We start from the raw sequence: 18,127 nt of genomic DNA, 5'->3' as shown, positions 1-18,127 counted from the left end.
CCTTTTGGAGAGCCAGAAATGCCCAGCCCACTGCGCCCGGAACAACGCCGGTTCCCTCTGCATGTGCACATCAGCGTCATGTTTACGTTTCTATTGCTGCTTACCGGGGTGATCCTGGGACTGTTCAATTACCGACAGACCACGCAGATCATCCTCTCGAGCAGCGAAAAACTGTTCAACCGCATCGAACAGGATGTACGCGTCGACCTGCACGCCACCTATCAGCCGATTCGCCATCTGCTCAGCCTGCTGGCAGACAACCCGGCCACGCAAGCTGTGGCGCTGGAACAGCGGCTGCCTTTACTCAGGCCATTCAGCCAGTCATTGACGGACAATCCGGATCTGGCCTCGCTGTATCTGGGTTATGCAAACGGTGATTTCTTCATGGTGCGACCGTTGCGCAATGGTGCTTTGAAAACCCTGCTCAAAGCACCGGAGGCCGCCGCGTTTCAGGTCTGGAGCATTGAGCACGGTGCCGATGGCCCGCCACGGTCGCAATCGCTGTTCTTTGATCAATCGCTCACGCCAATCAGCCGGCAGTACAACCCCGAAGACCTTTATGACCCGCGTACCCGCGCCTGGTTTACCAGCGCCCGACAGCAGGCCGAGCAAATCACCACCGAACCCTACGTATTTTTCTCCACCCACAATGTCGGCACCACCCTCGCCCGGCGCAGTGGCGAAAACGCCGTGATTGGCGCCGACCTGACGCTGGAAGCGCTGTCCGCGACGCTGACCAAACACGTGGTCACCCCGGCCACCGAAATCGCCTTGTTCGATGCTGACGGCAATGCCGTGGCCTACCCCGACAGCAGTCGTCTGATCGTCGACGATCGCACCGCACGGCTGGCCAAGGTGACTGATCTCAGTCCGCAGTTGCATGCGTTGCTGTCCGGCGCGCACAAAGGCAATCGCCTGGAATCCGAAGGTCGCCAATGGATCGTCGCCCGCAGCAGCATGCAGGAAGGTGGGCCGCGCGGTCTGCAATTGGCCTTGCTGGTGCCAGAGGACGAGTTGCTAGTCGACGCCTATCGCATGCGCTGGCAAGGTGCGCTGATTACCCTCGCGACGTTATTGCTGTGCCTGCCGCTGGGCTGGTTGATCTCACGAATTCTGGTCAAACCCCTGCACGCGCTGGTCAAGGAGGCCGACGCAATTCGCAGTTTCGATTTCAATTTCCCCCTGACCCGACGCTCACCGGTGCTGGAAGTCGATCAGTTGAGTGTGTCGATGGCGCGAATGAAAGACACGCTGGCGAGTTTCTTCCGCATCACCGACAGCCTTTGTGCCGAAACCCGATTCGCGCCGCTGTTACAGCGAGTGCTGTTCGAAACCGTGCAGATCGCCCAGGCTCAGGCAGGCCTGATCTACCTGCGTGAAAGCGACGGCAACCGCATGGAACCTTACGGGATGGTCATCGACGGCACCGCGCAAACCCTCGAAGATTTCGCTATTCAGGGCCACGACCTGCAGGCACATCAAGGTCCGGCATGGTTTCAGCAACTGGCACACGCCGACAACGTGGTGAGCAACCTGGGTTTCGAACAGGCCGGCGACTTGCAAAAAGTCTTGCTCGCGATGGCTTCGCCGCGCGTGCACCTGATCGGCATTCGCCTGCGCAACCGCCACAACGAAACCATCGGCCTGCTGATCTTGCTGGTGAACGACAGCGGCACGTCCGCCGACCTGGAAAAACTGCGACCGGATCGCATCGCCTTTCTCCAGGCCGTGTCCGGCGCCGCCGCGGTGAGCATCGAAAGCCAACGTCTACAGGCCAAGCAGAAACAACTGCTGGACGCCTTCATTCAATTGCTGGCCGGCGCCATCGACGCAAAAAGTCCCTACACCGGCGGCCATTGCCAGCGCGTGCCGGAACTGACTCTGATGCTCGCTCATGCGGCGGCAGCCAGTCACGCCCCAGCCTTCAAGGCCTATCAACCCAGCGAAGATGAATGGGAGGCGCTGCACATTGCCGCGTGGCTGCACGATTGCGGCAAGGTCACCACGCCTGAATACGTGGTCGACAAGGCCACCAAACTGGAGACCATCAACGACCGTATCCATGAGATTCGCACCCGCTTTGAGGTGCTCAAACGCGATGCGTGGATCAGCTACTGGCAAGCACTGGCCATGGGCGGTAACGAAGAACAGCTCAGCGTTTTGCGCGACACCACGTTGTCGGCACTGGATGACGATTTCGCCTTCGTCGCCCGCTGTAATCTGGGCAGTGAGGCGATGGCCGAAGCGGATCTGCAACGACTGAATGAGCTGGGCCAGCGCACATGGATGCGCACACTCGACGATCGTTTGGGGGTGTCATGGGAAGAAAACCGTCGCCAGTCGCGAACCTCGGCGCCGACTCTGCCAGTGCGGGAAAAACTGCTGGCGGACAAGCCCGAACACTTGCTCGAACGCGCCGACAGTGAGCTGATTCCGGAAGACAATCCGTGGGGTTTCAAACTTGATGTGCCACGCTACAAATACAACCGCGGCGAGTTGTACAACCTGAGCATCACCCGCGGCACGCTGACCCGCGAAGAACGCTACATCATCAACCATCACATGGTGCAGACGATCCTGATGCTCAGCCACCTGCCCTTCCCCGGGCATCTGGACAGCGTCGCCGAAATCGCCGGCGGCCATCATGAAAAAATGGACGGCACCGGTTACCCGAAACGGCTGAAACGCGAAGAAATGAGCCTGCCGGCACGGATGATGGCGATTGCCGATATTTTCGAGGCACTGACGGCGGCAGATAGGCCTTACAAAAAGGCCAAATCCTTGAGCGAGGCGCTGAATATCATGGCGACGATGAGCCACGAGTCGCACATTGATCCTGAGCTGTTCGGCCTGTTCATCAACGAAGGCGTGTATTTGCAGTACGCCACGCGCTTTCTTGATCCGCTGCAGATCGATGCGGTGGATCCCGCCAGCCTGCTCCGCAAGGCTGGCGTCAGCCCATGATCAGCAGTCGGTCAGGCGCAGGAAAATCGCCGCGAGTTGCTCGATGCCAGCCTGATCGTCAGCGCCAAAACGCGCCAGCTTCGGGCTGTCGAGGTCGAGCACGCCAATCAGGCGACCGTCCTTGACCAACGGCACGACCAGTTCACTGTTCGACGCGCTGTCGCAAGCGATATGGCCGGGAAACGCGTGAACGTCTTCAACTCGCTGCGTCTGCAAGGTTGCCGCCGCCGCGCCGCAAACACCGCGACCAAACGGAATGCGCACGCAAGCGATCTGCCCTTGAAACGGGCCGAGCACCAGCTCTTCGTTGCGGTTGAGGTAGAAACCCGCCCAGTTCAGGTCATCGAGCTGGTTAAACAGGAACGCCGAAAACTGCGCGGCGTTGGCGATGAAATCGCGTTCGTCCGCCAGCAGCGATTCCAGTTGCGCGGCCAACATGCCATAGCCTTCGAGACCCTGGCCGCTTTGTTGCAAATCAATCATGCCTTGTGCTCCAACAATTTCAGTCCCACCCAGTAGCGGGCGAATTGGTACGCGCAACGTCCGTTGCGATTGCCGCGGCCAGTGGCCCAACGCACGGCGAGGATGTCCAGCTCTTCGTCGCGCTGCCAGCTCAGATTGGCCTTGGCTGCCAATTGGCCGATCCAGTGTTCAACGACGTCGAGGAAGTGTTCTTGGGTGAATGGGTAGAACGACAGCCACAGGCCAAAGCGATCCGACAAAGCAATCTTGTCCTCCACCGCTTCGCTTGGGTGCAACTCACCGTCGACGCGTTTCCAGTTTTCGTTGTCGCTTTCTTTCTCCGGCACCAGGTGACGACGGTTCGATGTGGCGTACAACAAGACGTTGTCCGGCGCCTGTTCCAGCGAGCCATCCAGCACGCTTTTCAGCACGCGGTAATCGCCTTCACCGGATTCGAACGACAAGTCATCACAGAACAACACAAATCGCTGTGGCAGTTTGCCGATCTGCTCGACCACGCGCGGCAGGTCGGCCAGATGATCGCGTTCGATCTCGATCAAACGCAGGCCGGCTGCGGCGTGTTCCGCGAGCAATGCGCGCACCAGCGAGGATTTACCGGTGCCGCGCGAGCCCCACAACAAGGCGTGGTTGGCCGGCATGCCGTCAAGGAACTGCTGGGTGTTGCGGCCCAATTGTTCGAGCTGACGGTCGACGCCGATCAGGTCGGACAGACGCATGTCGAGGCTGACTTCCAGCGGCAGCAAATAACCGCTGCGCCCGTCACGCTGCCAGCGCGCGGCCAGGCAAGTGTTCCAGTCGATCACCGGACGCGGTGCCGGCAACAAGGGTTCGATCCGCGCCAGAACCGACTCGGCGCGTTCAAGAAAAGCATTCAATCGGGAATCCACGTCTTTTCCTCGGGCTCGTTCACAGTGATGATGGCGATCCAGCCACGACACACAGACTTAAAGTCCCGCACCCAGCCTTGTTACAAGGCGATTCGGGAACCTCGGTATCCATACATGATCGACTATGCTTGAGCAGCGAAGGGAAACGGAAGTGGTTCAACACCCCATGGATATCAAATTCACCCAACGGCTGTCGTACAAGCAAGCCAAGCTTACTGTGCTGGTCGGGTTCATTCTGGGCACGCTGCTCAGCCTGCTGCAAATCGGCATCGATTATGCCAGTGAAGACGCTTCCATCAACCGTGAAATCCTGTCTTTGCTGGAAATCAGCCACAATCCGGCGTCTCGCATCGCTTACAACATCGACGCCGAACTGGCCCAGGAACTCACCCTCGGCCTGCTCCGTTCGCCGGCCATCATTTCCGCGCAACTGACCGATAACAACGATACGGTACTGGCCAGCGTCAAACGTCCCGAACTGCAAAGCGGCTACCGGATGATCAGCGACGCCCTGTTCGGCGCCAAACGCCAGTTCGAAGACCGCCTCTACCTCGACCACCTGCCCACCGAATCGCTAGGGGTGCTGAGCCTTGAAGTCGACACCTACGCGTTCGGCAGCCGCTTTCTGCGCCGGGCGGAAATCACCTTGCTCAACGGTTTCGCCCGCAGCCTGATTCTTACCGGCATTCTGCTGGCGTTGTTCTACGTGATGCTGACCAAGCCACTGGTGCGGGTGATTCGCGAACTCAGCAGTCGCGATCCGCGCAGCGCAGAACCGACAACTCTGGAATGCCCCGCCGGGCATGCCAATGACGAAATTGGTGTGCTGGTCAAAGTCGCCAATCAGCAATTCGAAAACATCGCCACGGAAATTCAGCAGCGCCGCAACGCGGAAAACCGCCTGACCGATTACCTCAGCCAACTGGAAACCATCGTTTCCTCGCGCACCGCTGAACTCAAGGCGATCAACACGCGGCTCAGCCAATCCAATCAGGAACTTGAAGTCGCCCGCAGCACCGCGTTGGACATGGCCGAGGCACGCTCGGCGTTTCTCGCCAACATGAGTCATGAAATTCGCACGCCGCTCAACGGCTTGCTGGGGATGATCGCGCTATCGCTGGACGGCCCGCTGAACGCCGAACAGCAACAACAACTGGCGATCGCCCACGACTCGGGGAAAGTGCTGGTGGAATTGCTCAACGATATTCTCGATCTGTCGAAATTCGATGCCGGTCAACTGGAGCTCGAACACATTCCGTTCGACCTCGGTGCGCTGGTCGAAGACACCGCCAACCTGCTCTCGCAGAACGCTGCGCCGAGCGTCGAGCTGACCTGCCTGATCGATCCGCATTTTCCCGCGCTGGTACTCGGCGACCCGACCCGGGTTCGGCAGATCGTCAGCAACCTGCTGTCGAACGCGCTGAAGTTCACCCGTTTCGGTCGCGTCGATGTGCGCTTGTCGGCCTATAAGGATGGCGTGCGCATCGAAGTCTGTGACACCGGGATCGGCATCGCGCAGGAAGCGCAGGTGAAAATCTTCCAGCCGTTTACTCAGGCTGGCGCTGGCATCACTCGGCAATATGGCGGCACCGGGCTGGGTCTGGCATTGACCTACAACCTGTGCGAAGCCATGCAGGGCCGTCTGACGATCAGTTCGGAGGCCGGTTTCGGCAGCCAATTTTGTGCCGAACTGCCGCTGCCCAGCCATACCCGCGCGATCGCTCCGGCACCGCTGCATGGCAAAGTCCTCGCCATCACCGCTGGCAGTAGTGGCCTGGCGGAACTGCTGAAAAGTTTGCTGCCGGGCTGGGGCATCGAATACGACCAGTGCACGATTGATGATTCATTGCTGGGCCGCACGCCTGACGTATTGATCACCGATTGCCCGGAATGCCTGTTCGGCTTGCGCCCTACAATCAAGGCGCCGATTTTACTGGTCACCGCTTATGGCAGTTTTCTGCCCAGCGAAGAAGCCGCGGCGCTGGCGCCACTGCAGCAGCAGGCGCGACCGCTGGCTCGCAACGCGCTGTATCAGAATCTGCGCAGAACCTTGCAAGCGGACATCACCGATGTCGGTGATACACCTCTGGAGGCTGCACCCTCGCTTCGGCGCGCTCGGGTTTTGTTGGTCGAGGACAACCCGGTCAATCAACTGGTGGCCAAAGGCATGCTCGGCAAGCTTGGCTGCGAAGTGGTGGTCGCGGCTCACGGTGCCGAGGCGTTGGATCAACTGGAATTCCATGATTTCGACATGGTGCTGATGGACTGCAACATGCCGGTGATGGACGGCTACGAAGCGAGTCGGCAGATTCGCCAGAGCGGGCGCTGGCCGCAATTGCCGATCGTCGCCCTGACCGCCAACGCCATGTCCGAAGAACGAGAACGCTGCCGCGCGGCGGGCATGAGCGACTATCTGGCCAAACCGTTTCGCCGCGAAGAACTGGCAGCGCTGCTTGATCAATGGGTGCCGATTACGCCAAAGCCTTGATCTGCCCGAGCAAGTGATCGAGGCCGTTGCGCAATTCGTTGAGCCGGTCGAGATCCACGCCGCTGTCGCACAACAACTTCGCTTTGAGCGGCCCGACCTGCTCGCGCAATGCTTGCCCGGCGGGCGTCAGGCTCAAATGCACCTCTCGCTCATCACGGGCCGAACGCTGGCGCTGCACCCATTGCATTTGCTCCAGACGCTTGAGCAGCGGGGTCAGCGTCCCGGAATCCAGTGCCAGACGTTCGCCCAGCGCTTTCACCGTCGGTTGCTCCGGGGCGCTTTCCTGCCACTCCCACAACACCAGCATCACCAGATATTGCGGATAGGTCAGGCCGAGCTGATCAAGCATCGGCTTGTAGGCGCGAATCACTGCGCGAGATGCGGCGTACAGCTTGAAACACAACTGGTTGTCGAGCTGCATCGAATCGACGGACAGGCTGTTCATTTCAGCAGCGCTTCGATCTCGCCGTTCAGATCCTGTGGTTTGGTGGTCGGGGCGAAACGCTTGACCAGTTGACCATCCTTGCCGATCAGGAACTTGGTGAAATTCCACTTGATGCCCTGCGAACCCAGCAGACCCGGCGCGCGTTTTTTCAATTGCACGAACAGCGGGTGCGCATCGGCACCGTTGACGTCGATCTTCTTGAACAGCGGGAAACTCACGCCGAAATTCAGCTCGCAGAACTCACTGATCGCGCCTTCATTGCCCGGCTCCTGCTTGCCGAACTGATTGCACGGAAAGCCCAGCACCACCAGGCCTTGATCCTTGTAGGTCTGCCACAGTTCTTCGAGGCCTTTGTATTGCGGGGTGAAACCGCACTTGCTCGCCGTGTTGACCACCAGCACCGCTTTACCGGCGTAGTCGGCCAGGGTCTTTTGCTCACCCTTGATGGTGGTGCACGGGATATTCAGCAGGTTGTCGCTCATGGGTCGGGCTCCGCAGGAAGTGGCAAAGGGCAAACATAGCGAGCAATTAAATTGTGTGCAATTTAATTTATCGGATTACACCCCTGTAGGAGCTGCCGAAAGCTGCGATCTTTTGACGTTGTTTTTTAAAGCAAGATCAAAAGATCGCAGCCTTCGGCAGCTCCTATAGGGGTTTTATCGTGAGGTTACTCGCGTGGTTCGAGGTTCAGGCACACCGAATTGATGCAATAACGCAGACCGGTCGGCGGCGGGCCGTCCGGGAACACGTGGCCCAGGTGCGCGTCACAGCGCGCGCATTTCACTTCCGTGCGAATCATGCCGTGAGTGGTGTCACGGATTTCGGTCATCGCGCTTTCGCCGATGGGCGCGTAGAAGCTCGGCCAGCCGCAGCCGGAGTCGAATTTGGTCTTGGAGTCGAACAGTGGCTCATTGCAGCACACGCAATGATAAACACCGTCGGTTTTGGTCGCATTGTACTTGCCGGAGAACGGTCGTTCGGTCGCACTGAGACGGCAAACGTTGTACTGCTCGGGGTCGAGCATCTCACGCCATTCTTCCAGGGTTTTTTCCAACTTTTCCATCATCACACCTCAGCGGCTGAAAAAGCCCGATCTGTACCTTTTCCACGGATCGAGCGGCACGTATGATTGCGCCTCATTTGATGCCAGTCTGGCAGCCGCGTTACATGCACTCAAACGGATTTTTTGCAGCGTCACGTTCCGGCACCCGGTTGGCATGCAAACGCAGGAATCCCAGTACGGTAGTTCATACAGCGTCTGGATCGTTCATTTTCGGGATCACATCGCCATGCAGTTCAGCAAATCGAACAAGCTCGCCAACGTCTGCTACGACATTCGCGGCCCGGTGCTCAAGCACGCCAAACGTCTGGAAGAGGAAGGCCAGCGCATCCTCAAGCTGAATATCGGCAACCCGGCACCGTTTGGTTTCGAGGCGCCGGACGAAATTCTTCAGGATGTGATCCGCAACCTGCCGACCGCGCAAGGCTACAGCGATTCCAAAGGCCTGTTCAGCGCGCGCAAAGCGGTGATGCAGTACTACCAGCAAAAGCAGGTTGAAGGTGTCGGCATCGAAGACATCTACCTGGGCAACGGCGTGTCCGAGCTGATCGTGATGTCGCTGCAGGCGCTGCTCAACAACGGCGACGAAGTGCTGGTGCCGGCCCCGGACTATCCGCTGTGGACCCGCGGCCGTGAGCCTGGCGGGTGGTAACGCCGTGCATTACCTGTGCGACGAAGGCGCCGACTGGTTCCCGGATCTGGCCGACATCAAGGCCAAGATCACCCCGAACACCAAAGCGATGGTGATCATCAACCCGAATAACCCGACCGGCGCGGTGTATTCCAAGGAAGTGTTGCTGGGCATGCTGGAAATCGCCCGCGCACACAACCTGGTGGTGTTCTCCGACGAAATCTACGACAAGATTCTGTATGACGACGCGGTGCACATCTGCACCGCTTCGCTGGCCCCGGATCTGCTGTGCCTGACCTTCAACGGTCTGTCGAAGTCCTACCGCGTGGCCGGGTTCCGCTCGGGCTGGATCGCCATCTCCGGGCCGAAACACAACGCGCAGAGCTACATAGAAGGCATCGACATGCTGGCGAACATGCGTCTGTGCGCCAACGTGCCGAGCCAGCACGCGATTCAGACCGCACTCGGCGGCTATCAGAGCATCAATGATCTGGTGCTGCCGCAAGGGCGTCTGCTGGAACAACGCAACCGTACGTGGGAATTGCTCAACGACATTCCGGGCGTGAGTTGCGTCAAGCCGATGGGCGCGCTGTACGCGTTCCCGAAAATCGATCCGAAAGTCTGTCCGATCCATAACGACGAAAAATTCGTTCTCGATCTGCTGCTCTCCGAGAAGCTGCTGGTGGTGCAAGGCACGGCGTTCAACTGGCCGTGGCCGGATCACTTCCGTGTGGTCACCCTGCCGCGCGTTGATGATCTGGAAATGGCCATCGGCCGCATCGGCAACTTCCTCAAGTCTTACCGCCAGTAATAGGCCAGCAGTGCGCAACGCCCCGAACGTTGCGCACTGTCTGATTCGGCAACACTTCTGCGCCCCACCCTTTGCGTACGCCTTCTACACTTGCGACTCGTACCGATCACGTGCGTCTGACGTAGTCGCGACGGGTCGCGGCTGTTTGTCATCCCTGTCGGTTTACGTTGTGGGAAATGAACCTTGCACCGAAGAATTCACTGTAGGACACAGTTTGAAATAGTCACTCAGTTGAATAGCCCGCTGCAGCACCTTATATACCCCGCAGTACGCTACATCTTTAGCTTGAGGAGATTTCTACAACCATGATGCGCATCCTGCTGTTTTTGGCCACTAACCTGGCGGTCGTGCTGATAGCCAGCATCACCCTGAGCCTGTTCGGCTTCAACGGGTTCATGGCGGCCAACGGGGTTGATCTCAACCTTAGTCAGCTGCTGGTTTTCTGTGCGGTCTTTGGTTTTGCCGGTTCGCTGTTCTCGCTGTTCATCTCCAAGTGGATGGCGAAGATGAGCACCAGCACCCAGATCATCAGCCAGCCACGCACCCGGCATGAGCAATGGCTGCTGCAAACCGTCGAGCAATTGTCCCGCGAAGCCGGGATCAAGATGCCCGAAGTCGGTATTTTCCCGGCCTACGAGGCGAACGCCTTCGCCACCGGCTGGAACAAGAACGACGCGCTGGTCGCGGTCAGTCAGGGCCTGCTCGAGCGTTTTTCGCCCGATGAAGTGAAGGCCGTGCTGGCTCACGAAATCGGCCACGTGGCCAACGGTGACATGGTCACGCTGGCGCTGATCCAGGGCGTGGTGAACACCTTCGTGATGTTCTTTGCACGGATCATCGGCAACTTCGTCGACAAAGTGATCTTTAAAAACGAAGAAGGCCAAGGCATCGCCTACTACGTGGCGACCATTTTCGCCGAACTGGTGCTGGGCATTCTGGCCAGCTCGATCGTCATGTGGTTCTCGCGTAAACGTGAATTCCGTGCTGACGAAGCCGGTGCACGTCTGGCCGGTACCAGCGCAATGATCGGTGCCCTGCAGCGTCTGCGCGCCGAACAGGGCTTGCCGGTGCATATGCCGGACACCCTGAATGCTTTCGGCATCAACGGTGGCATCAAGCAGGGCTTCGCGCGCATGTTCATGAGCCACCCGCCGCTGGAAGAGCGTATCGACGCCCTGCGCCGTCGCGGTTAAACCCAGCGCAGCAAGCCAGTCGCAGTAACAAACAAAAAGGCCCGTATCTCACGATACGGGCCTTTTTTTGTCCGGGTTTTGCGATCAGCCAGCGATGGCGCGATCCACCGAGAGTTTGCCGGCGCCTTCGATCAGTACCGCGAGGCTGCCACCGAGCAGGGCCAAGGCAAATTCGTAACCGTTGTTGGCCATGAACAAACCGTTGCTGATGTGTACGGTGAAGATCGCCACCAGCGACAGGAAGGTCAAACCCAGCGCCGCCGGACGAACCAGTAAACCGATGATCAGCGCCAGACCGGCAAAGAACTCGGTACCACCCGCCAGCGTCGCCATCAGGTAACCCGGGTGCAAACCGATGCTGTCCATGTATTGCGCGGTGCCGGACAAACCGTAACCACCGAACAGTCCAAACAGCTTTTGCGAACCGTGAGCCGCGAAGATCACACCGACAGCGATGCGCAGGATGGTCAGACCGTAACCGGCGCGGGTGAACAGGACTTTGTTGATCAGTGAACTCATGGAAGCATTCCTTGTTTTGCGAGAAGTGTGTGTTGGTTGGCCGCTATATTAATCAGTTAATTTCATGATAAAAGCGCAATTATTCCGCCATAACAATCAAATTATTAGATCACTTCCGTGAGGCTACTTTTTGTCCTCCGGGCTCCAACGACTCTCGCTCCCGGTCGAACGCCAAGTAATACTTGTTCACGCTATTAACATAGCTGACCGGCCCCATTCCCACCTGCTCCATGGCAATGCGCTCGACCTGGAAGAACCACTGATTGGGGTTCAAGCCACGCCGCCGCGCTTCGGCGCGCATGCCTTGCACCCGCTCCGGGCCGATGTTGTAAGCCGCGAGCGTGAAGGCCATGCGCTCGCGCTCGTTGAGCTTGGGACTGTTGAAGAACTTGCGCCGGATCATCGCGAGGTATTTGGCCCCGGCCTGCACATTGGCATCGAGATTCTGAATATTGTCGACGCCGACGCGTTGCGCGGCGGACGGGGTGATCTGCATCAGCCCGGTTGGGCCACTGCCGCTACGGGCATTGGGTTGCAGCGCGGACTCCTTGAACGCCAGCGCCGCCAGGTTCAGCCAATCCATTTTTTGCGCGTCAGCGTGTTTTTGCAGGGTCGGGCGCAGTTTTTCCAGACGCTGGCGATCAGCCTTGGCCAACGGATAGTGAACTTGATAGAGGCGACGGTAGATGCGCAGAAACGCCGCATCTTCGTTGGACGGCTTTTTGTAGCCGGTCAAGAAGCGATCAATGCTCGCCCGCAGCATCGAGGCGTCGCGGCGGACGAACCAGTACTCTTCGCCAGGCTCGCTGATCATCAACTGCCGATCAAAACGCAATTTCGGCAGGATCTTGCCCCAACGCTCGGCGATGGGTTGCTCGACGATGGTCAGGTGGAAAATCCCGCCCTGCACCATTTCCAGCACATCTTCGACCGCCAGTGTCGGGTCGACCCATTCGATCTTGATCGGCGCCAGTTTGTGCAGCGCTAGTTTCTGATTCAGCTGGCTTACAGCCTCCCCCGCCGCGCTGCCGGTCGGCAAGGCGAGGGTTTTGCCGGAGAGTTGTTCAACCTTGGTGTAGCGTCGCTCGCCCTTGATGCCGACCAGGATCAGCGGCACGTTGCTGGCAATCGGTTCACTGCTGGCGACCGCGTGACCCGGTTGCAGGTCGAGCAATTCTCCCGGCGCCACCAGATCACCTTCGCCACGCTGTAAGGCGCCGAGCAATTGATCCTTGGATTTGGGGATGATCTTGAGGGTGATTTCCTGACCGTCACGGGCGTGACCGTTGAGGTATTGCTCGAAGGCCCGCAAGCGATGGTATTCGACGCCGATGGCCTGGCCCTGGACTTCGCCGGAGCTGTTGCGGCTCTGGTTGACCAGCACCCGCAACACGCGACTGCTGCGGATCTCCGAGAGATCGCGCACTTTCGCGGCCGGCACGGCTTGCAGCGGCCCGGGCAGGCGCGCAACCGCCGTCATCGGCAGCAGCAGCGATCCACACAACAGCAACAAAACCGAGGGACGAACCATCCACTCTCCGGAAAGAATACGGGGCAATTTCACCGCTGAACGGTCGAAATCACCGACGAAAACAGAGCGCCTGGAGCGCTGGCAAGGTGCGAGAGACTGGCACAGCGTTGGCATTGCTGCCAATCAGACGGGTCTCGCGGCATCAAAAGACAGCTTTAACTCGTTGTAGTTCTTGGCTTTTCTTATGAATCTACAGCTCTGGTATGCTTTCCGGCCTTCGGCCCGAGGTAGCAACCATGCAACTCATCGATATCGGCGTCAACCTGACCAACCCAAGTTTCGCCGACAAACACCAGGCCGTACTCGACCGCGCCTACGCCGCCGGGGTCTGCCAACTGGTGCTGACCGGCACCAGCGTCGAGGGTAGCGAACAGGCGCTGGAGCTGTGTCAGCAACTGGATGAGAGCGGTCAACGGCTGTTCGCCACCGCCGGCATTCACCCGCATTCGGCCAGTGACTGGAGCGCTGACAGCGCGGGGCGTTTGCGCAGTTTGTTGAAGGAATCGAACGTAGTCGCGGTGGGCGAATGCGGGCTGGATTTCAATCGCGATTTCTCGCCGCGTCCGCAGCAGGAGAAGGTGTTGGAAGAACATCTGGCGCTGGCCGTTGAGCTGCAGTTGCCGGTGTTTTTGCACGAGCGCGATGCCAGTCAGCGACTACTGGAGATACTGAAAGGCTTCCGCGATCAGTTGCCTGCTGCGGTGGTGCATTGCTTTACCGGTGAGCAAAAAGCGCTGTTCAGTTATCTCGACATGGATCTGCACATCGGCATTACCGGCTGGATCTGCGACGAGCGTCGGGGCACGCATCTGCATCCGCTGGTAAAAGAGATCAAACGCGGACGGCTGATGCTGGAAAGCGATGCGCCTTATTTGTTACCGCGTACGTTGCGACCGAAACCGAAGAACGGGCGTAATGAGCCGGCGTATCTGACGGAGGTGTTGCGCGAGGTTGCTCTGCATCGCGGGGAAACCGGGGAGGACCTGGCTGCGCACACCACCGCGTGCGCCCGCGCATTCTTCAATCTCCCGGCATTGGTGGTGTAAGCCGCAAAAAGATCGCAGCCTGCGGCAGCTCCTACATTGGAATGACGTACACCATGTAGCTACCGCAGGCTGCGATCTTTTAATCTTTTGACCCACATCAAATCCAGATCCCTCCGTAGCGGCACAATGCTGGCACCTTGCCAATGTTGTTTCCGCTATCAGAGAAGACCTCCATGGGTGCCTGGCTTAGCAATATCTCGCTGAAATACAAATTCTGGGCGGTCAACGCGGTCGCCTTCGTCACCACTTTGTTGTTGGTGTTGTACGCCGTACACCTCGAACAACAGGCGCGCACTGATGCGTCAAAGGCCTCCGCGCAGGCCCAGGCGCAGTTGCTCAAGGCCTGGCCGGTCGGGCAAGCGCTGCCCAAAGCCGATCAAGTGCTGACGTTTAAACGCGGTGAAGCGCCGCGCCTCAACGATCAACCGTTATTGGAAATCGCCGACAGCAACGGCTGGATCGAGATCAACCCGATGCCATTGTTCGGCAAAAATCCGTTGATGGGCGCCGAGGTGTTCGGCCGTGCCGACGGTCAACGCGTCGCCGTGATCGCTTATGGCCCGAGCCTGGCGCAGGTATTCGATGAGCGTTTTGCCAACTTCGCCGTGGCCGTATTGATCCTGATGCTGGCCATGCTCGGCGCTTCACAACTGTTGATCCGCTTCCTGCTCAGCCAACTCAACACCCTGAAAGACGTGATGCTGCACGTCGAGAAAAGCGGCGACCTCTCGGCCCGCGTGCCATTGGCCTGCACAGATGAAGTCGGGCAGATGGCCAGTGCGTTCAACGCGATGCAAGCCGGTTATCAGCGTGTGGTCACCACTGTCGCCAACACCGCGAGGCAATTGGATGTCGGTGCGGCGCGTCTGGCGGCGAGCATGAACGAGGTGCGTCACGGCATGCTCGGTCAGCAGAGCGAAACCGATCAAGCGGCCACGGCGATCAATGAAATGACCGCCACGGTCTATCACATCGCCCAGCACGCGGGCGCCACCCGCGATTTGTCGCAGACCGCTGACGGTCTGGCCGGCAGTGGTCAGCAAGTGGTGGCGCGGGTGCAGCATTCGATCGCCGGTCTGTCCAGCGGCGTGCAGCAGACTGCCGAGATGATTGAACGCTTGGCTGAGGACAGTCAGAAGATCAACGGTGTGGTCAGCGTGATTCACAGCATCGCCGAACAGACCAATCTGCTTGCTCTCAATGCTGCCATCGAGGCCGCGCGTGCCGGGGAAATGGGTCGGGGTTTTGCGGTGGTCGCCGATGAAGTGCGCCACCTCGCGAAACGTGTGCAGGCTTCGACTGATGAGATCACCACGATGGTGTCGGCTTTGCAGGCCGGCACGCGCGACGCGGTGGATTTCATGCAGGAGAGTTCGTATAAGGCAGACGATTGTGTGCAGCAGGCGCAGGAAGCTGGCGCGGCGCTGGCCGAGATCACCGGCGCAGTGGCGCAGATGCGCGAGAGCAATACGCAGATTGCCGTGGCTGCTGAGCAGCAGAGTCAGGTTGCCGAGGAGATGAATCGGGCGGTGGTGAGCATTCGCGATGTGACCGAGAACACCGTGCAGCAGACGGTGGATTCGGCGACGACCAGTAATGAGTTGGCGACGTTGGCTGGGGAACTGAGCAAGGCGATTGGGCAGTTGAAACTCTGAGGGCCTTTTCGCAAGCAAGCCCGCTCCCACAGGTTTCACTGGAGTTCACAAAATGGGTTTTCACTGGAGATCACTGTGGGAGCGGGCTTGCTCGCGAAGGCGTCAGATGGGCCGACATCGAATCCGAACATGACGCCTATCACTTCAATAGCCAACCTCGATTCGCCGCCCTTCCCGGCCCGGCCTATTCTTCATCCATGCAATCAACATGGATCGAGGAGTAGCCACATCATGGGCAAACGACACCCCAACCTTCCCGCGTGGCAATGGCGCGCGTACCCGGGCAATCATCAGCACCCGACCAATCTGGTGTTGCACCTGATTGCCGTGCCGTTGTTCATCGTGGCGTTTTTGTTGATCGTCTCTGGCGTGTTCAACCTGAGCCTGGCCAGTGTCGCCATCGGCGTGATTGGCATCGTCGCGGCGCTAGGTTTGCAGCGTCACGGGCACCGCTTGGAGGCACAAGCCTCCGAGCCGTTCAGTGATCGCAAAGACGCGATTTCACGTTTGCTGGTCGAGCAGTTTCTGACTTTTCCACGGTTCTTTCTCAGCGGCGGCTGGTGGCGCGCCTGGCGAGAGCGTCACCGTCGGCATTGAGTCAGGCGAAGATCGTGACGGTCTGCCGACTCATGGCAATCAACTCGCCCTCCGCGCTCCACAGCTTGGCGGCGGCATGCCCGTAGCCGTCGGCGGCGTACTCGGTTTCCACGCGGTACTTGCACCAGTCCAGCGTGCTCAATTCACGTAACGGCTGGACGAATTCGATGGTCCAGGTCAGCGTGCTGCCCATGGCCGGTTTCTTCAGATGTGGCAGCAGCGACGGCGGCCATGCGTCGACCAGCGCAAGAATGTGCGCCTCGGTCACTGGCTCTTCCTTCACGTCGCCACGCAAACGCACCCAACCGCCCATGTCCCGCGAAGAATTACCGGTGAACGGCAAACCGCCAATCGTCCAGCGCATCGCCAGGTGGCGCATGAATTCCGGCAACACACCTTTGATGTACGGCAGTTCCTGACATTCGTCCCAGTGCTTCATGTCCGGCGCAGGCTCAGCGGCAATCGCCACTTCCGAAGGACGCGAGGCGCCAAAACTGCCTTGCACCAGCGTGACCACCTGACCGTTCTGCATCGCCCGGCCCAGCACCTGGCTGACGGCTTTGCCTTCACGCAGCACATCCACTTCAAAACTCACCGGGACTTCCGGCTCGACCGGGCCGACGAAGGTGATCGCCAGCGAACGCACTGGTCGATCCGCCGGCACTTTCGCGCGCATGGCTTCGTATTGCAGCGCGGCAACCAGGCCACCAAAACTGGCGCGGCCCTGAGCCCATTCGGCGGGGATCGACAGTTCCGGCTGGCGGCGCACCGCATCGAGCAGATCACAAAAGCGCATGGCAACCTCAGAAAACGAAAATGAATGCAGGGATCTTAACCACAGCCGGAGAGCACCGCAGCGTCTATTCCGGTCAAATGCGCTGACAGATCAGACACCACTCCCTGTAGGAGCTGCCGCAGGCTGCGATCTTTTGATGTTGAAAAACAAGATCAAAAGATCGCAGCCTGCGGCAGCTCCTACAGGGGGTGATGCGGTGTCTTCAGGATTTGAAGCAGGTGCTGCTGAGTTTTTCGAGCACACGATCAGCCTTGGCCTCGGCTTGGATCAAACCTGCCTGCCAGGTGGCGACACACGGTTGCAGATCGGTTTCCAGTTCGGCTTTCGCCAGCCACTGCCAGCAATCGTGCCAATCGCCCAGAGCCCCTTGCGCAGACTTCAAGCGTGGCAGCGCCGCTTCCGGCAGACGATCCAGTTCTGGATACGCCTCGATGCCGTAACGCACACGCTTGATCAACAGACGCAGACGATGGCGATCATGCGCCGGATCATGCAGCGCCTGATCGAGATTCTTCCATTGTTTGCCGAGGCGTTTTTCGATGCGTTTAGCCAGACCTTTGAGCAAGCCCTGACGCTGAGACGCACGAATAAACCGTGGAAAAGCGTCGAGAATCATCAGCAGCGAGGCCACCTCGGCACTCGCCGCCAGTGCCGGGTAAGCCTCCGCCATCTGCGCCATGCGCCGCTGCGCCGCTAGCGGTTGATCGTGTTCCAGCAAGTAAGCCGCGAGCACTTCGCGATCGCGCCACGGCGTGGTCAATTGACCGACCGCCGAGGCTGCGTCTTCCAGTTGCTCAACCCCGGGCAAGCCGCGCAATGGCCGCAACAAGCTGCGCAAGCGACGCACGGTGGTACGCAGATCGTGCAGCGCTTCAGGATCAGTACGCGCCGTCAGCCGCGCCTGGCAACTGAGCAATCGCACTTCAATGCTCAGGATATGAGCCACCAACCGATCAACCAACGCAGACATCACTTGCTCCTTCAGAACGTCTTGGGGAGGAGTCTGGCGCCTCGTCAGCGC

The 18,127-nt window shown here is 59.2% G+C and carries 15 protein-coding genes and 1 pseudogene; 7 read left to right on the top strand and 9 right to left on the bottom strand.

The window, feature by feature from the left end; all coding sequences use genetic code 11:
* Positions 1-18: 18 nt before the first annotated feature.
* On the top strand, positions 19-2,964 hold the full coding sequence (locus ACZZ0D_RS05175) for an HD domain-containing phosphohydrolase (protein WP_463552602.1): 2,946 nt from the start codon (positions 19-21) through the stop codon (positions 2,962-2,964).
* Here the strand turns inward: ACZZ0D_RS05175 and ACZZ0D_RS05170 are convergent, their stop codons facing one another.
* Together ACZZ0D_RS05170 and ACZZ0D_RS05165 are read right to left on the bottom strand one after the other, a co-directional pair.
* Positions 2,965-3,447 carry a GAF domain-containing protein gene (locus tag ACZZ0D_RS05170; protein ID WP_159811571.1) on the bottom strand — a complete coding sequence of 161 codons (483 nt, stop codon included), beginning with the start codon at positions 3,445-3,447 and terminating at the stop codon, positions 2,965-2,967.
* On the bottom strand, positions 3,444-4,334 hold the full coding sequence (locus tag ACZZ0D_RS05165) for an ATP-binding protein (RefSeq protein ID WP_282352585.1): 891 nt from the start codon (positions 4,332-4,334) through the stop codon (positions 3,444-3,446). Before ACZZ0D_RS05165 ends, ACZZ0D_RS05170 begins: the two co-directional genes overlap by 4 nt.
* Positions 4,335-4,500: 166 nt before the next feature.
* Between ACZZ0D_RS05165 and ACZZ0D_RS05160 the strand changes: the two genes are divergently transcribed.
* Positions 4,501-6,822 (top strand): hybrid sensor histidine kinase/response regulator, encoded by a 2,322-nt coding sequence (locus ACZZ0D_RS05160; RefSeq protein ID WP_282352587.1) that lies wholly within the window; start codon positions 4,501-4,503, stop codon positions 6,820-6,822.
* On the opposite strand, the gene ACZZ0D_RS05155 is transcribed toward ACZZ0D_RS05160, so the two are convergent.
* From ACZZ0D_RS05155 to msrB, 3 genes are all read right to left on the bottom strand, one after another.
* Positions 6,806-7,267 (bottom strand): MarR family winged helix-turn-helix transcriptional regulator, encoded by a 462-nt coding sequence (locus ACZZ0D_RS05155; RefSeq protein ID WP_400751750.1) that lies wholly within the window; start codon positions 7,265-7,267, stop codon positions 6,806-6,808. The two genes, ACZZ0D_RS05160 and ACZZ0D_RS05155, sit on opposite strands and share 17 nt — an antisense overlap.
* Complete coding sequence (locus ACZZ0D_RS05150) at positions 7,264-7,749, bottom strand: glutathione peroxidase (RefSeq protein ID WP_053122369.1); 486 nt, start codon at positions 7,747-7,749, stop codon at positions 7,264-7,266. The genes ACZZ0D_RS05155 and ACZZ0D_RS05150 overlap by 4 nt, the downstream gene beginning before the upstream one ends.
* 185 nt (positions 7,750-7,934) lie before the next feature.
* A complete protein-coding gene (msrB, locus tag ACZZ0D_RS05145) occupies positions 7,935-8,330 on the bottom strand; it encodes a peptide-methionine (R)-S-oxide reductase MsrB (RefSeq protein ID WP_053122371.1) in 396 nt (131 codons plus the stop codon).
* Between the two features lie 226 nt (positions 8,331-8,556).
* On the opposite strand from msrB, the pseudogene ACZZ0D_RS05140 reads away from it, so the two are divergent.
* A pseudogene (locus tag ACZZ0D_RS05140) lies at positions 8,557-9,769 on the top strand (pyridoxal phosphate-dependent aminotransferase).
* A 305-nt stretch (positions 9,770-10,074) separates the two neighbouring features.
* On the top strand, positions 10,075-10,962 hold the full coding sequence (htpX, locus tag ACZZ0D_RS05135; protein WP_053122372.1) for a protease HtpX: 888 nt from the start codon (positions 10,075-10,077) through the stop codon (positions 10,960-10,962).
* A gap of 84 nt (positions 10,963-11,046) precedes the next feature.
* Here htpX and ACZZ0D_RS05130 read toward each other — a convergent pair whose 3' ends face one another.
* Positions 11,047-11,481 (bottom strand): DoxX family protein, encoded by a 435-nt coding sequence (locus ACZZ0D_RS05130; RefSeq protein ID WP_053122374.1) that lies wholly within the window; start codon positions 11,479-11,481, stop codon positions 11,047-11,049.
* A gap of 109 nt (positions 11,482-11,590) precedes the next feature.
* The gene (locus ACZZ0D_RS05125; protein WP_053122376.1) at positions 11,591-13,012 is read right to left on the bottom strand and encodes an MltF family protein; all 1,422 of its coding nucleotides are present in this window, start codon (positions 13,010-13,012) and stop codon (positions 11,591-11,593) included.
* 236 nt (positions 13,013-13,248) lie between these two features.
* Here ACZZ0D_RS05125 and ACZZ0D_RS05120 point away from each other — a divergent pair, with 236 nt between their 5' ends.
* From ACZZ0D_RS05120 to ACZZ0D_RS05110, 3 genes are all read left to right on the top strand, one after another.
* Positions 13,249-14,058 carry a TatD family hydrolase gene (locus ACZZ0D_RS05120; protein ID WP_463552601.1) on the top strand — a complete coding sequence of 270 codons (810 nt, stop codon included), beginning with the start codon at positions 13,249-13,251 and terminating at the stop codon, positions 14,056-14,058.
* Positions 14,059-14,231: 173 nt separating this feature from the next.
* Entirely contained in the window at positions 14,232-15,713 is a 1,482-nt protein-coding gene (locus ACZZ0D_RS05115) for a methyl-accepting chemotaxis protein (protein WP_463552600.1), read from the top strand.
* Positions 15,714-15,944: 231 nt separating this feature from the next.
* On the top strand, positions 15,945-16,310 hold the full coding sequence (locus ACZZ0D_RS05110) for a DUF962 domain-containing protein (RefSeq protein WP_463552599.1): 366 nt from the start codon (positions 15,945-15,947) through the stop codon (positions 16,308-16,310).
* A 1-nt stretch (position 16,311) separates the two neighbouring features.
* Here ACZZ0D_RS05110 and ACZZ0D_RS05105 read toward each other — a convergent pair whose 3' ends face one another.
* Together ACZZ0D_RS05105 and ACZZ0D_RS05100 are read right to left on the bottom strand one after the other, a co-directional pair.
* The gene (locus ACZZ0D_RS05105) at positions 16,312-17,106 is read right to left on the bottom strand and encodes an acyl-CoA thioesterase (protein ID WP_053122383.1); all 795 of its coding nucleotides are present in this window, start codon (positions 17,104-17,106) and stop codon (positions 16,312-16,314) included.
* 202 nt (positions 17,107-17,308) lie between these two features.
* Positions 17,309-18,076, bottom strand: a complete 768-nt coding sequence (locus ACZZ0D_RS05100; protein WP_212549026.1) for a CHAD domain-containing protein — start codon at positions 18,074-18,076, stop codon at positions 17,309-17,311.
* Between the last annotated feature and the right edge of the window lie 51 nt (positions 18,077-18,127).

This window comes from Pseudomonas sp. AC193 (assembly GCF_979258075.1).
Note: the sequence above shows the minus strand (reverse complement) of the source record. Positions and strands in the feature narration are given on the sequence as shown.

Coding starts and splice junctions, on each gene's coding strand:
- ACZZ0D_RS05100 (WP_212549026.1), bottom strand. CDS start 18,076: ATGTCTGCGTTGGTTGATCGGTTGGTGGCTCATATCCTGAGCATTGAA.
- ACZZ0D_RS05150 (WP_053122369.1), bottom strand. CDS start 7,749: ATGAGCGACAACCTGCTGAATATCCCGTGCACCACCATCAAGGGTGAG.
- ACZZ0D_RS05175 (WP_463552602.1), top strand. CDS start 19: ATGCCCAGCCCACTGCGCCCGGAACAACGCCGGTTCCCTCTGCATGTG.
- ACZZ0D_RS05160 (WP_282352587.1), top strand. CDS start 4,501: ATGGATATCAAATTCACCCAACGGCTGTCGTACAAGCAAGCCAAGCTT.
- ACZZ0D_RS05125 (WP_053122376.1), bottom strand. CDS start 13,012: ATGGTTCGTCCCTCGGTTTTGTTGCTGTTGTGTGGATCGCTGCTGCTG.
- htpX (WP_053122372.1), top strand. CDS start 10,075: ATGATGCGCATCCTGCTGTTTTTGGCCACTAACCTGGCGGTCGTGCTG.
- ACZZ0D_RS05170 (WP_159811571.1), bottom strand. CDS start 3,447: ATGATTGATTTGCAACAAAGCGGCCAGGGTCTCGAAGGCTATGGCATG.
- ACZZ0D_RS05115 (WP_463552600.1), top strand. CDS start 14,232: ATGGGTGCCTGGCTTAGCAATATCTCGCTGAAATACAAATTCTGGGCG.
- ACZZ0D_RS05105 (WP_053122383.1), bottom strand. CDS start 17,106: ATGCGCTTTTGTGATCTGCTCGATGCGGTGCGCCGCCAGCCGGAACTG.
- msrB (WP_053122371.1), bottom strand. CDS start 8,330: ATGGAAAAGTTGGAAAAAACCCTGGAAGAATGGCGTGAGATGCTCGAC.
- ACZZ0D_RS05110 (WP_463552599.1), top strand. CDS start 15,945: ATGGGCAAACGACACCCCAACCTTCCCGCGTGGCAATGGCGCGCGTAC.
- ACZZ0D_RS05120 (WP_463552601.1), top strand. CDS start 13,249: ATGCAACTCATCGATATCGGCGTCAACCTGACCAACCCAAGTTTCGCC.
- ACZZ0D_RS05130 (WP_053122374.1), bottom strand. CDS start 11,481: ATGAGTTCACTGATCAACAAAGTCCTGTTCACCCGCGCCGGTTACGGT.
- ACZZ0D_RS05155 (WP_400751750.1), bottom strand. CDS start 7,267: ATGAACAGCCTGTCCGTCGATTCGATGCAGCTCGACAACCAGTTGTGT.